We start from the raw sequence: 11,293 nt of genomic DNA on the forward strand, positions 1-11,293 counted from the left end.
CACGCCGGTGAGGGGCCGGGGGGGTTGGACGCCCGGCCAGCGGCGCCGGTCCGGGGGCCCGCGCGGGGCCGCTGGGGGCGCGCCCCTGGGGAGGCGTTGGTGCCCCCCGGCCTCAGAAGCCCGGTCGCCACCCCAGCGCCGGGCCCAGCTTCGTCGCCATGTCGGTGAGGATCTGTACGTAGTCCTCGTGCTCGAAGGTGAAGGGCAGCGCGAACGCCACCTCCTCCACCTCCCGGAACGCGGCGTGCGCGTGCAGCCGTTCGGCGATCTCCGCCGAGGTGCCCACCAGGTCCGGTGCGAACAGCAGCCGCGCCGGGCCCTGCGGCGTGGCCGTGCGGGGAGCGCGCTGCGCCGCGTACTCCTCGTACCGGGCGCGCTGCCCGGGCGAGGCCGAGTCCGTGGGGATGACGACCAGGCCCTGCGAGACCCGGGCCGCCTCGCCGTCGGGGTGGGCGGCGCGGAAGGCGCGGATCTGGGCGAGCTGGATCTCCGCGAAGTCGTAGGCGCCCTCGGGTTCTTCGGCCTTGACGACACTGCTGGTGAGGAGGTTCATGCCGTGCTCGCCCGCCCACCGGGCCGACCGCAGGCTGCCGCCGCCGTACCACAGGCGGCTCCCCAGGCCGGGGGACTGGGGCTGCGCCCGGTCCGAGAAGACCTCGAAACCCTCGACCCCGCTGAAGTCCGTCACCGGCTCGCCCCGCACGGCCGCGAGCAGCCGCTCCACCCGCCCGTAGCCGAAGTCCTCGGCGTCGGCCGTGTCCGGGTAGAGCGCGCCCTTGACCTGGTCGAAGTGCAGGGGCGGGCCCACGCTCACGCCCGGGTTGAGCCGGCCGCCCGACAGCAGGTCGACGGTGGCCAGGTCCTCGGCCAGCCGCAGCGGGTTCTCCCAGCCGAGCGGGGTGACCGCCGTGCCCAGCTCGATGCGGCGGGTGCGCTGGGAGGCCGCCGACAGGACGGCGACCGGGGAGGAGATGCCGTACTGAAGGTGCCGGTGCCGTACCCACGCGCTGTCGAAACCGAGCCGCTCGCCCAGCTCGATGATCTCCAGGGTCGACTCGTGACCTCGGCGCGGGTCCGCCGCGTCGAACAGTCCGATGGTCAGGAAGCCCAGCTTGCGCAGCGGTCGTGGGGTCGGCGGCACGAGCCCTCCATCGTTGAGCTTTCAATGGGTACGGTGGTGTCAACCCGGCGGCGGCCCGTCCTGTTCCCGTACCGCCCGGTCAGCGCAGCGGGATCGTCACCTCGTCCTCGACCGGCGGGTCGACCTCCTGGGCGCGGTTGCCGGTGGCCGCGTAGCAGCGCAGCCTGACCGACTCCGGCGAGACGTCCAGGTGCAGGAAGCACTTGAAGAACGGCGGGCTGTACGTCGCCGAGCCCGGGGAGAACAGCGACGTGTAGATCTTCCGCACGGGCAGCCGGAACCGCTTCGCCTTGTCGGGACGGCGGCCGGTGCCGAGCAGCCCCGCGACCAGCCGGACGCGCCGGGTGACGCGGGTCGAGGCGCCCGGGGTCCGAGTGGGCTTGATGCCGAGACGCTCGGCGATCACGGCCGTCGCCTCGGCCTCGGTGAGCGTGAAGAAGCGGCGCATCCGCAGCCGGCGGCCGTAGAGCCGGCTGTAGAAGGCCAGGGAGTCGCCGCGCAGCGGGTAACAGCGGAAGTCCTGCTCGGTGACGCCGGCGACGTCGACGCGGGGGATCGTGTGGGTGGCGTGCATGAACGCGCCGCCCCCGCCCGCGACGACATACTGGAGCGTGCGGCCGTCGTCCAGTCGGACCGGGTAGCGCTGGTAGTTGTGGATGTCGCCGCCGATCGCCGCCACGTAGTGGTGGTCCGGGTCGCGGACGACGGCGTCGACGGTCCCGCCCCCCTCGATGGCGCACGGCTCGGACCGGCCGTCCACGTACAGCGGCGAGCCGGTGACGAGGATCTTCGGGCGGGGCCCTCGGGACACCTCGCGCAGCCAGGCGCCCTGCTCGGCGTCGAGGGTGCCGAGCAGACCCGTGTCGATGCCGATGATCCGCACCGGCCCGGCGTCGATCGCCCAGTACGGGCCCGGCTGGACGGCCTGTTGGGCGGGGGCGGAGCGCAGCCCGCGTGCCTCGGTGAGGCGCCGGCCGTCGTCCGGGCCCGGCCGGTGCCACAGCAGCGACCGCAGCCAGGCCCGGGTGAGCGGGCGCGGCCGGGGCTCGGGCGGCAGGGGCGGGGCGTCGTCGCAGAAGACGCGCATGAAGCCGCCGAGGCCCTCGTACCAGTCATGGTTGCCGGGTATCGCGTAGATCGGCGCCCGGTAGTCCCGGTAAGGGCGGAAGAACTTGGTGTCGTAGTCGTCCGCGCTGCCCACCGGATAGATCACGTCACTGGCCAGCACGGCGAAGCGGGTGTCCTGACCGGTGTTCAGCAGGCCCGGCACGACGGCGTACTGGGGGTCGTCACCCTCGCCGGTGTCGCCGATGACCAGGAACGAGAACCGGTCGGGGTCGTCGCGCCGGATCACCTTGTCGGCCGGTGCGCCGGAGGCCGCCCGCTGTGCCACCCACCGGCTGCGCGTCCCGCCGGTCGGGTCCCCGAACCAGGAGGCGAGCACACCGTTGCGGGCGATCCACAGCATCCGGGGGTTCAGCCAGGAGATCTTCTCGGTCTTCGGGGGCATCAACCGCTGGTACGCGCCTCGTTCGGTGGTGCCCCAGCCGGCGCCTTCGGCGGTATCGCGTGAGGAGTCAGACACCGGTGCACCGTAACAACCGGCTCAGGGCCCGCCCGCAGGCGGCCCGTTCACCGTTCACGCGCGGACGAGGCCGCCGTGCGCCATGAAGGGCGCTTCCCCGCCGGGGAGTTGGGGGCCGGGGAGTCCGTCGGGGGTGCGGAGGACCGCTCGCCCAGCACCAGCAGCGGATCGAACATCACCACGACACCGGCCAGCAGCAGGAAGACGACCGGCCCCAGCAGCATCGGCAGCAGCAGCGACATGGGCGAGTCGCCCTCCCAGGTCCCGCCGGTCATGTCGTGCACATGGACGCTGACGGCGGCCATGCCCGTGTAGTGCATCCCGGACACCGCCACGCCCATCACCAGGCTCGCCCCGAGGCTCGTCAGGAAGCCGCGGATGGTGACGGCCGACCACAGCGCCGCTGTCGCGGCACCGACGGCGATCAGCACCGACAGCGCGACACCGGCCGGGTCGTACCCGACCTCGCCGTTCAGCCGCATCGCCGCCATGCCGAGGTAGTGCATGCCCGCCACGCCCAGGCCGGTGATCGCGCCCGCCACCGCCAGCGTGCCGCCGCTCGTGCCGCGTAAGCCGACGATGAACACACCGACGCCCACCACGGCGACGGCCACGACGAGACTGAGCACCGTCGTGGCCGCGTCGTACCGGACCCGGGTCTCCTCCACGTGGAAGCCGATCATGGCGATGAAGTGCATCGTCCAGATGCCGCACCCGATGGAGGCGGCGCCTAACGCCAGCCAGCCCGCCCTGAAAGAACGCGCGTCGAGCAGCGAGCGCACGATGCACCGCAGCCCCAGCGCCCCTCCCAGACAGGCCATCAGATAGGCCGCCACCGGAGTCACCGCACCGTAGCGGAACCCGTCGACCGTGCCGTCCATAAGCCAACTCCCCCCGAGTCATGGCTGGTTTCCAGCAAGGTCTACGCGCAGGGATCGGGGGATAGCAAGCCCTTACCGTCGGTAGTCCGGCAACTCCTTCTCAGCAGATCCCGATTGGGGTCAGAATGTGCGCTTCAGCAGGTCGAGCAGCGCCGACCAGTGCCGCTCGTCGCCCTCCCGGTGGTACGAGGCGGTGTCGGCCTGGGTGAAACCGTGGGACGCTCCCGTGTACACCTCGCACCGGTGGCGCACGCCCGCCGCCGTCAGAGCCTCCTCCAGGCGCTCGATCTGCTCCTCGGGCAGCGAGGGGTCCTGGTCGGCGTGGCCGAAGTACAGCTCGGCGGTGACCTTTCCGGCCACCAGGTGGGGGCTGTCCGGGGTGTCCGTGGCCAGCCGTCCGCCGTGGAAGCCGGCCGCGGCGGCGACCCGCTCCGGATAGGCGCCCGCGGTGAGCAGTGAGAGCCGGGCGCCCATGCAGTAGCCGGTCAGCGCGATCGGTCCGTCGGCGACGGCCGGGGAAGCGGCCAGCCAGCTCAGATACGCACCGGCGTCCCGCATCGCCAGGTCGGGCGTCAGGGTCTGCATGACCGGCACGATGCGCTCGAAGATCTCCGGCCGCGCCCCCGGGTCGATGAACTCGGGCAGGTCGAACAGCGGGGCGCGACCGTGCCGGTAGAACACGTTGGGCACCAGCACCGCGTAGCCCTCGGCGGCCAGCCGGTCCGCCATGGACCGCAGCTGCGGACGCAGACCGAAGGCGTCCATGAAGACCAGGACCGCCGGGTGGGCGGCCCCGTCGGCGGGGTGGGCCAGATACGCGTCGGCGGTGCCGTCCTCGGTGGGGATGTCGACAGCGGTTCCCTGTACGGCGGTCATGGCTGGGCTGCCTCTCTGCGGGGTGGGGACCAGGAACCCGTCCGCGTGACCGGGCGGATCACGGGCATCGTGACACGCCCGGTCACGGAGCAACTCGCCCGCCCCCGACGCGTGGTTGAACCGTGAACGGCCCTTGGGTCGCGTTTTACTCGAACCGCGAGGGGTCGCCCGCGCCGTGCCGCACGATCTCTGCCTCGCCGCCGGAGAAGTCGACGACCGTCGTCGGCTCCGTCCCGCAGTCACCGGAGTCGACCACCCCGTCCAGCACGTGGTCGAGCAGGTCCTTGATCTCCCAGCCCTGCGTCATCGGCTCCTCCTCGCCGGGCAGCAGCAGCGTGCTGGACAGCAGCGGCTCCCCGAGCTCGGCGAGCAGGGCCTGCGTGACGACGTGGTCGGGGATGCGCACACCGACCGTCTTCTTCTTGGGGTGCTGAAGCACACGCGGCACCTCCTTCGTCGCGGGCAGGATGAACGTGTAGCTGCCGGGCGTCGACGCCTTGATCGCACGGAACACGTCGTTGTCGATCCGCACGAACTGGCCGAGCTGGGCGAAGTCCTGGCACACGAGAGTGAAGTGGTGCCGGTCGTCCAGCTTGCGGATCGTACGGATCCGGTCGATGCCGTCACGGCTGCCGATGCGGCAGCCCAGTGCGTAACAGGAGTCCGTTGGGTAGGCGACAAGAGCGTCGGCACGGATGCTGTCGGCGATCTGGCCGATGGTGCGGGCCTGGGGGTTGTCGGGGTGCACGTCGTAGTACTTCGCCATCCGCCGAGCTTATGCCGCCGGTACGGGTCGGCGGCGCAGGAGGGGGCCGGGCCCGGGGACTCGGGCCCTCGCTGTCCGGCGTCCGGGGCGCGAGGAGGGCCCTGCGGACGTGAGGTAACGTCCCCGACCGGTGTGCGAAGCGGCGCGAGGAGCGAGGGGAAGGCCCAGGTGGCTGGCCGAGAGGACGGGAACCGGCAGCAGGAGACGCAAGCCGGCACGGGCCCGGCGTGGGCGGCGGAACTGCTGGAGCATCTGCGCCCGGCCGGGCGCGACGTCCGCAGAGTCGTCGCCTGGCTCTCCGGCACCCTGGGCGCGACCGTCGCCCTTCAGGACGCCGCCGGGAACCTCGTCGCCGGAAACCGGCTCCCCCTGGACGACGGCCTGGTCGCGGACATCGCCGCCGGCCGGATCGCCTCCGCGGCCTGGCAGAGCCGGGAACGCCACCTGCGACTGGTCAGGGTGGAGCACCCGTCCCACGCGTACGTGCTCGCCGTCTCCCGGCAGAGCCCCTTCGACCGGCGGGCTTCCGACATCGTCACCCACACCGCCCAGGTGATCGAACTGCTGCTGACGGTGAGCGAGTCGAACGCCGCCGGACACCGGCTGCGCCGGGCCACCGCCGACCTGCGCCTGGCGATCCTGCAACTGCTCATGGTCGAGGACACCATCGCCGCCCGCCGCGTCGCCGCGGGACTCTGGCCCGGCCTGCTCGACGCCGAGACGGCGAGCGTGTACGTCGTCGAGGCCGACCCCGGCGCACGCGACCGCATCGCCGAGGAGTGCCTGGTCAGCACCCGGGAGGACGCCCTGGTCGTCCGCTGCCCGGCCATGGACGGGCACGTGATCGTCGTCGGCCCCCGGGAGGCCACGGGCGACGCCCTGCGGTCCCTGGTCCGGCGGCACCCCGACCTCTTCCTCGGCGGCAGCGTCCGGCAGAGCCTCGCCCGGACCGCCACCGCCTACGGGCAGGCCGTCAGCGCCCTCGCCGTCGCCCACTTCCGGCCCGACAAGACGGCCGTCTACGCCGAGCGCACCCACCCCGAACGTCTCATGGACCCGGTGGCGCTGCGCGGCTGGACGTCCCGGGTGCTGCGCCCGCTGGACACCCTGCCGCACCACACCCGCGCCGAACTCCTCGCCACCAGCCGGCTCGGCCTGGAGTTCACCGCCGTCAACGCCGCCAAGGTCCTCGGCGTCAGCCGCAACACCGTCCGCGCCCGCATGGAACGCGTCGAGACCCTGCTCGGCACCGACTTCACCGACCTCACGGCCCGGGCCGTCGTCCACCTGGCGCTCAACACCCAGATCGGCCTGCCCGACCTCCCGCGCCCCGACGGCACCGAAGACCCCGGGCTGCGGCTCGCCGACCTGCTGTCCGGTCCCGCCGTACGCACCTGGGCGCAGGACCTGCTGGGCCGGCTGGACGCCGACGCCAGGAACCCGCGCCGGACGCTGCGCACCTGGATCGCCGCCGGCGGCAACGCCGAACGGGCCGCGCAGGCCCTCGGGGTGCACGCCCAGACCGTGCGCGAACACGTCCGCAGCGCCGAACCCGTCCTGGAACGCCAGCTCCTCGCCGCGGGCACCGACCTGTACGAGGTGGTGCTGGCGCACCTGGCCGTGGGTGACCTCGATCTGCCGGATTTCCGGCGTTGCGCGTGAGCCGTTCTCCGCGGGGACAACCGGTTGGCCAGGTCCGAACGGGACGAAACCGGGCCATCCGGACTCAGCTGTGCACGGGTGAGCCCCGTTGAGCGTGCAGTGGGCATCGACACGGTTCACAAGGCCACGGCCGTGGACGTAAGTTCAACCAACAGCGGGGGCACGACCGGAACGGGGGACCGGTCGCGCTCCCGCGCGCCGCCCTCACACGCGGCGCCCGCCGGTGCGTCAGCCCCGCAGCCGCACCGGGATCTCCTGCCAGCCGAACGCGATGAACGACGGCACCTGCCGCAGACCCTCGTCGCCTTCGTCCAGGCGCAGGCCGGGGAACCGCTCGAACAGCGCCGGCAGCGCGGTCAGGGCCTCCAGCCGGGCCAGCGGCGCCCCGATGCAGCGGTGCACGCCGATCCCGAACGCCAGGTGGTCGTCGGCGCCGCGCGCGACATCGAAACGGTCGGCATCCGGCCCGTAACGGTCGGGATCGAGCCCCGCGGCGGCGTACGTCGTGATGATGGCGTCGCCGGCCGGGATCGTCACCCCGCCGACGTCGAGGTCGGTGACGGCGAACCGCAGCGGCAGCGACGCGATCGACGGGTGCGCGCGCAACGTCTCGTCGACGACCGCGTCCCAGCCGATCTTCCCGGACCGCACGGCCGCCAGCTGCTCCGGACTGCGGAGCAGGGCGACCACCGCGTTGCCTATCAGGTTCACCGTGGTCTCGAAACCGGCGCCGATCACCAGCAGGAGCGTGTACAGCAGCTCCTCCTCGCTCAGCCGGTCACCGTCCTCGTCCCGGACCCGGATCAGCTCCGTCGTCATGTCGTCCCCGGGGTGCGCGGCCCGGTGCGCGATCAGCGCGGGCAGCACCGTCCCGATCTGCCGCTGCACGGCCGCCGCGCGCTCCGGGCTCGGGTCGGAGGTGTCCATGAGGGCCGCGATGAGCCGGCCGGTGTCCTCCCTCAACTCCTCCGGCACGCCCATCAGTTCGCAGATCATCCGCATCGGCAGCGGATGCGCGAGCCCCGCCTTGACGTCGACGACCTCACCGTCGGCCGCCTCCAGCGCGGCCAGCAGCTCCGCCGTGATCGCCTCCACCCGCGGCCGCATCGCCTCGGTGCGCCGGTGTGTGAAACTGGGCGCGACCAGCTTGCGCAGCCGGGTGTGGTCCCGGCCGTAGGCGGAGAGCATGTTGACCACGCCGACCCAGCCCAGGATCCAGCCCCAGGAGGGGTGTTCGCCGATCTCGGGCCAGAGCCGCCAGTGCAGCCGCGGGTCCTTGCTGACTCGCGGGTCGAGGATGAGCTCCTTCAGCGTGTCGTACCGCGTCGGCGCCCAGGCGGGGATACCGCCGGGCAGCTCCACCGGCACAAGGGGGCCGAGAGCGCGCAGCCGGGCGCTCTCGGCGGCGATGTCGGCGCCTAACGGGTCCAGGGCGATGCGGTCGGTCACGGTCACGGTCGTCCTCCAGGCTGGTCGGGCAAGCGGGGGCTGAAACGGACGGGCAGCGCCGTCAGCGAGCGGTGGAACGGACCGGGCCGCCACGTCAGGCGCTCGCGCGGCAGCACGGGTTCGAGGTCGGGCAGCCACTGGGTGAGCCGTTCGATCGCCTCGGTGGCGATGAGCAGGGTGTGCTGCTTGACCGGGCAGGCGTGCGGGCCCGCCGACCAGGACAGGTGCGAGGCGTCGGACCGGTGCCGGGCCGTCGTCCCCTGCTCCCGCTCGGCCGCCTCGGCGAGCGCCCCGTAGGAGATCACCACCGGAACCGCGGCCCTGATCCAGGCGCCGTGGAAGGTGACGGGCGTCCGGGCGTAGTGGATGCCGTAGTTGGCGAGCGGCGTCTCATGGTGCAGGACCTCCAGCACCGCGTCCGTCACCGGGCGGGCGCCGCTGGTCAGCGTCGAGTAGTAGGCCGGGTTGCCGAGGATCCGGGACAGCGCGTTGGACACCAGGTTGGCCGTCGGCTCGTGCCCCGCGCCGAGGGTGAGGAACACCTGCCAGGTGACCTCCTCGGGGGTCAGCCCCGCCGGGTGGTCCAGCAGCCAGCTCGGCAGGTCGTCGCCGCGCCGCCCGGTCTTGGCGGCGATCAGCTCCAGCACGTACCCGCCGAACTCGGCCTCGCCCTGCGCCGCCTGGGCGCCGCCCTCGATCAGCTTGCCCAGCGCGGCGTTCAGCCGGTCGCTCGCGCTGTCCGGCAGCCCGAACAGGCTGTTGAACACCAGCGCCATCAGCGGCCGGGTGAACTCGCCCACCAGATCTGCCTCGCCGCGCGGCCCGATCCGGCTCACCAGCAGGTGCACCGCCCGGTGCACCCGGGCCCGCAGATCATGCGGCTCCACCAGGTCGAAGGCGTCGATGAGCGAGGTGCGGTAGCGCAGGTGGGCGCCGCCGTCCGCGAACAGGGTGTTGGGACGCCAGCGCATCATGCCCAGCACCGGCGAATCGTCGGGGACCGTCGCCTCCCACGGCCGGGGATCGTGCGAGAACGTCTCCGTGTCGTGCAGCAGCTCCAGCGCCGCCCGCCGGTCGGTGACGACGTACGCCGGGACACCGGGCGCCAGTTCCGCCCAGCCGACCGGGCCGTGGGCGCGCAGGGCGGCGTAGTAGGGGCGGGGGTCGCGGGCGAAGCCGTCCTCCCACAGGCGGACGGGCGTGGCGAGGGAGAAGGCCTGCTCGGCGGGGGACGGGTGGGTCACCGGGGCTCCGCGGGAGGGTTGTGGTCGATCAGGTGCTGCACCAGCGCGAGCAGGGCGTCGACCGAGGAGTCCGCCTCCCGCGCGTCGCAGGTCACCATCGGGGTCGTGGGCTCCAGGTCCAGGGCGGCGCGCAGTTCCTCGGACGTGTGGTGGCGGGGGGCGTCCGGGAAGGTGTTGAAGGCGACCGCGTACGGCAGCCCGGTCTCCTCCACCAGCCCCAGCACGTCGAACGAGGCGTCGATCCGGCGGGCGTCGACCAGCACGAGCGCACCGAGCGCCCCGTAGGCGATGTCGTCCCACAGCGGCCGGAACCGCTCCTGGCCGGGCGTGCCGAACAGGTACAGCACGACGCCGCCCGGCAGGCTGATCCGGCCGAAGTCGATGGCGACCGTGGTGGTCGACTTGTCCCGCACCCCGGAGAGATCGTCGACCTGCGCGGACGCCTCGGTGAGGTGCTCCTCCGTGTGCAGCGGGCGGATCTCGGAGACGGAGCGGATCAAGGTGGTCTTGCCCACCCCGAACGGCCCCGTGACCAGGATCTTCACCAAGTCCTGGGCGGTGTCGGGAAGATGGACGTCCGCGCCGCCGGGCCGGTCGTCAACGGTGCTTGAGGTCGCGGAGGCCATCGGCCACTCTCTTCAGCAGGTCGGGGTCGAAGCGCCGGGCGGGCGGGATCGGTGCGCGGGCCAGTACCAGGCCGCGGTCGAGGAGGTCGGCGGCCAGCACGAGCACCGCGGAGACGGGCAGCCGCAGCAGGGCGGCGGCCTCCAGCACCGTCAGCGACCCGTACTCCAGCTCCTCCAGCAGCGCCGCCTGGGCGGCGGGGAGTTCCGCGGGAGACGGCTCACCGCTGCCGGTGAGGACGGACAGCCGCTCCAGATGGGCACGGCTGGGCCGCGCCACCCCGCCGGTCGACAGGTACGCGGGAACCAGGGGACGGCCGCCTCGGCGGCCCGTCATGCCGGCGTGTCGCCGTCGGCACCCCGGGGCCCGGCGGCCATGGCCTTCTCGCCCAGCCGCGCCACCTGCGAGTGCACCCGGTGGGCGAGCAGGTCCAGTCGCACCTCGGGATCGCCGTACGCGGCGACGCAGGTGCCGTGGTCCGTCGGCACGATGAGCACATAGCCGTGGTCCGACTCGATGACGACCTGCCGGATCTCGGCCCGGTCGGTGTCGGCGAACGCCGCCGCCGCGGTACGGCAGGCGCCCTGCACGGTGCTCGTGATCGCCGCGACCCGCTCGGCCGACGGCCGCGACAGCGCGTCGGTGTAGCCGGTGACGAGTCCGTCCCGGGTGAGCAGGGCGGCGGCCACGACGTGCGGCACCTCCAGGACCGGTTCGAGCACCCATGCCGTGTCCCCCGCTGCGCGGCTGGTCATCGAGCCGTTCCCCCTTCGTCGTCGTTGCTGTGGGCGTCCTCGGACGCCGGGTCGGCCGCGGTCGCGGCCGGGGCACCCTCAGGTACGGCTGGGACGGCGCCGGTGTTCGACCCGGCGGCGAACCGCGCCGCCGCGGTGCCCGACTGGAGGGCACCGAGGGCGGCGGCCGACTCCTCGGGGCGGCGGTGGCGTCGCTGTGGCGCGTCTTCGGCCGGGGTGGGGCCGGCCGGGGCGGGGCGGGCCGGGGCCGTAGCGCGGCCGCGCCGGCGCCGCTGGGGGAGGCCGCCGCTCTCCCGTGGGCCGCGGTGGC

The 11,293-nt window shown here is 73.2% G+C and carries 11 protein-coding genes and 1 pseudogene; 1 reads left to right on the forward strand and 11 read right to left on the reverse strand.

The window, feature by feature from the left end:
• Positions 1-112: 112 nt before the first annotated feature.
• The 5 genes from AB0E85_RS38890 to AB0E85_RS38910 form a co-directional block, all read right to left on the reverse strand.
• A complete protein-coding gene (locus tag AB0E85_RS38890) occupies positions 113-1,141 on the reverse strand; it encodes an LLM class flavin-dependent oxidoreductase (protein ID WP_361937493.1) in 1,029 nt (342 codons plus the stop codon).
• 79 nt (positions 1,142-1,220) lie between these two features.
• Positions 1,221-2,726, reverse strand: coding sequence for a metallophosphoesterase (locus AB0E85_RS38895; protein ID WP_361937494.1), 1,506 nt, complete (start codon positions 2,724-2,726; stop codon positions 1,221-1,223).
• A 47-nt stretch (positions 2,727-2,773) separates the two neighbouring features.
• Complete coding sequence (locus AB0E85_RS38900) at positions 2,774-3,607, reverse strand: MHYT domain-containing protein (RefSeq protein WP_361937495.1); 834 nt, start codon at positions 3,605-3,607, stop codon at positions 2,774-2,776.
• A 120-nt stretch (positions 3,608-3,727) separates the two neighbouring features.
• Complete coding sequence (locus AB0E85_RS38905) at positions 3,728-4,483, reverse strand: dienelactone hydrolase family protein (RefSeq protein WP_361937496.1); 756 nt, start codon at positions 4,481-4,483, stop codon at positions 3,728-3,730.
• Between the two features lie 145 nt (positions 4,484-4,628).
• Positions 4,629-5,249: an L-threonylcarbamoyladenylate synthase gene (locus tag AB0E85_RS38910; protein ID WP_053672481.1), complete on the reverse strand. Its 621-nt coding sequence runs from the start codon at positions 5,247-5,249 to the stop codon at positions 4,629-4,631.
• A gap of 168 nt (positions 5,250-5,417) precedes the next feature.
• Between AB0E85_RS38910 and AB0E85_RS38915 the strand changes: the two genes are divergently transcribed.
• Entirely contained in the window at positions 5,418-6,911 is a 1,494-nt protein-coding gene (locus AB0E85_RS38915) for a helix-turn-helix domain-containing protein (RefSeq protein ID WP_361937497.1), read from the forward strand.
• A gap of 228 nt (positions 6,912-7,139) precedes the next feature.
• On the opposite strand, the gene AB0E85_RS38920 is transcribed toward AB0E85_RS38915, so the two are convergent.
• From AB0E85_RS38920 to AB0E85_RS38945, 6 genes and pseudogenes are all read right to left on the reverse strand, one after another.
• A complete protein-coding gene (locus AB0E85_RS38920) occupies positions 7,140-8,366 on the reverse strand; it encodes a cytochrome P450 (RefSeq protein ID WP_361937498.1) in 1,227 nt (408 codons plus the stop codon).
• Entirely contained in the window at positions 8,363-9,604 is a 1,242-nt protein-coding gene (locus AB0E85_RS38925) for a cytochrome P450 (protein ID WP_361937499.1), read from the reverse strand. The genes AB0E85_RS38920 and AB0E85_RS38925 overlap by 4 nt, the downstream gene beginning before the upstream one ends.
• Positions 9,601-10,230: an ATP/GTP-binding protein gene (locus tag AB0E85_RS38930; protein ID WP_361937500.1), complete on the reverse strand. Its 630-nt coding sequence runs from the start codon at positions 10,228-10,230 to the stop codon at positions 9,601-9,603. Before AB0E85_RS38930 ends, AB0E85_RS38925 begins: the two co-directional genes overlap by 4 nt.
• On the reverse strand, positions 10,202-10,564 hold the full coding sequence (locus AB0E85_RS38935) for a DUF742 domain-containing protein (protein ID WP_361937501.1): 363 nt from the start codon (positions 10,562-10,564) through the stop codon (positions 10,202-10,204). Before AB0E85_RS38935 ends, AB0E85_RS38930 begins: the two co-directional genes overlap by 29 nt.
• Positions 10,561-10,983, reverse strand: a complete 423-nt coding sequence (locus tag AB0E85_RS38940; RefSeq protein WP_062924866.1) for a roadblock/LC7 domain-containing protein — start codon at positions 10,981-10,983, stop codon at positions 10,561-10,563. Before AB0E85_RS38940 ends, AB0E85_RS38935 begins: the two co-directional genes overlap by 4 nt.
• Positions 10,980-11,293, reverse strand: a pseudogene (locus tag AB0E85_RS38945) (protein kinase); the annotation flags it as partial. The gene AB0E85_RS38940 and the pseudogene AB0E85_RS38945, both read right to left, overlap by 4 nt.

It is taken from the genome of Streptomyces sp. NPDC029044 (genome assembly GCF_040637495.1).
GTDB lineage: Bacteria > Actinomycetota > Actinomycetes > Streptomycetales > Streptomycetaceae > Streptomyces.

Coding starts and splice junctions, on each gene's coding strand:
- AB0E85_RS38930 (WP_361937500.1), bottom strand. CDS start 10,230: ATGGCCTCCGCGACCTCAAGCACCGTTGACGACCGGCCCGGCGGCGCG.
- AB0E85_RS38900 (WP_361937495.1), bottom strand. CDS start 3,607: ATGGACGGCACGGTCGACGGGTTCCGCTACGGTGCGGTGACTCCGGTG.
- AB0E85_RS38940 (WP_062924866.1), bottom strand. CDS start 10,983: ATGACCAGCCGCGCAGCGGGGGACACGGCATGGGTGCTCGAACCGGTC.
- AB0E85_RS38905 (WP_361937496.1), bottom strand. CDS start 4,483: ATGACCGCCGTACAGGGAACCGCTGTCGACATCCCCACCGAGGACGGC.
- AB0E85_RS38910 (WP_053672481.1), bottom strand. CDS start 5,249: ATGGCGAAGTACTACGACGTGCACCCCGACAACCCCCAGGCCCGCACC.
- AB0E85_RS38935 (WP_361937501.1), bottom strand. CDS start 10,564: ATGACGGGCCGCCGAGGCGGCCGTCCCCTGGTTCCCGCGTACCTGTCG.